At 65.7% G+C, this 1,162-nt stretch carries 1 protein-coding gene and 1 pseudogene; one reads left to right on the top strand and one right to left on the bottom strand.

Annotated features, from left to right (window positions below; all coding sequences use genetic code 11):
- Nucleotides 1-375 (top strand): annotated as a pseudogene (locus ACFWF3_RS36635) (hypothetical protein); the annotation flags it as partial.
- A gap of 413 nt (nucleotides 376-788) precedes the next feature.
- Here ACFWF3_RS36635 and ACFWF3_RS36640 read toward each other — a convergent pair.
- Nucleotides 789-1,162: winged helix-turn-helix transcriptional regulator (locus tag ACFWF3_RS36640; RefSeq protein ID WP_379318812.1), on the bottom strand; the 374-nt coding region annotated here is incomplete at its 5' end.

The raw sequence follows: 1,162 nt of genomic DNA on the forward strand, positions 1-1,162 counted from the left end.
CCCGTTGAGCTGGGTAGCGACCGCATCCAGACGCGCCGGGTCGTGGACGGAGAGAACGCACGCCAGCAGATCACACAGATCATCGACACCGTCCAGGTCCCCGACTGCCCGAATGTGCCGGTGCTCGAGAACCGCATCGCCGAGCAGTGGCCGGTCGAAGTCGGGATCGTGCACCATATCGTGCGCGACGCCGAACACGCCGTATCGGCCGGGATGACCGGCTCACCGACCCTGCTGATCGACGGCCGCGACCCCTTCGCGACGGCCGGATCAGTGCCCAGTCCGGCGTGTCAGCTCTACCCCGCGAGGATTCGCCGAACGAGGACGCCCACCCACGGTGCCAGAACTAGCCGAAGTTCTTGCCGGGCACGATAATTCACTCGCCGCGGCGATGCGACGGTTGCACGAGTCCGATGTTGTTCGCCTCGACGGCGATAGCGAGGTTGCGCCGGCCTATCCGTTCTTGGGCACGCCGACCCGACACCGGGTCCCGATCCTCAGCGGGCCTGCCGTCTACGCGATGTGAGCAGTCGATGCCGTCGGCCTGGCGGCCATGCCCGACACCGACATCGAGATCGAATCCGCCGACCCCGTTACCGTGCTCGTGGGCCTGAGACCAGGCCCACGGTCGCCGGACCAGGTATGTGTTCAGCAGCCGCTGCATACCCTTCGGCTGAGCCTGTCAGTCGCAACTTTGCCGTCCGGTGATGTTCGACCACATCGGCACTGCCGCGCGGTGACCAAAACGTAGCGCGCACCAGGTCTTTCGAATTTCGGATGGGTTCTTATCACAGGTTCTGCGCGGGTTCCCCTCGGTCGTAATCGATTTGGCGCGCTTGGATTTCGTCGGCATTGGCCACCGTCCAGGCGTACAGCCGGTCGAACGGTTCCCGGAGGGATTCGCCGAGCGGGGTGCGCGAGTACTCGACCCCGACCGGGGACGTCGCCAGCACGCGGCGAACGATCATCCCGTTGCGTTCCAGCCGCCGCAGCGTCTGAGTCAGGACCCGCTGGGTCACACCGTCGAGGCGGCGCTTGATCTCGTTGAACCGACGGGGCTCGTCAAGGATCGCCATTACCATCATCGACCACTTGTCGGCGATCTGATCGAGGATCGGGCGGCTCGGGCAGTCGGATCGGAAGACGACCCCGGGGTCGGAGC

It is taken from the genome of Nocardia sp. NPDC060220 (genome assembly GCF_042727815.1).
Lineage (GTDB): Bacteria > Actinomycetota > Actinomycetes > Mycobacteriales > Mycobacteriaceae > Nocardia.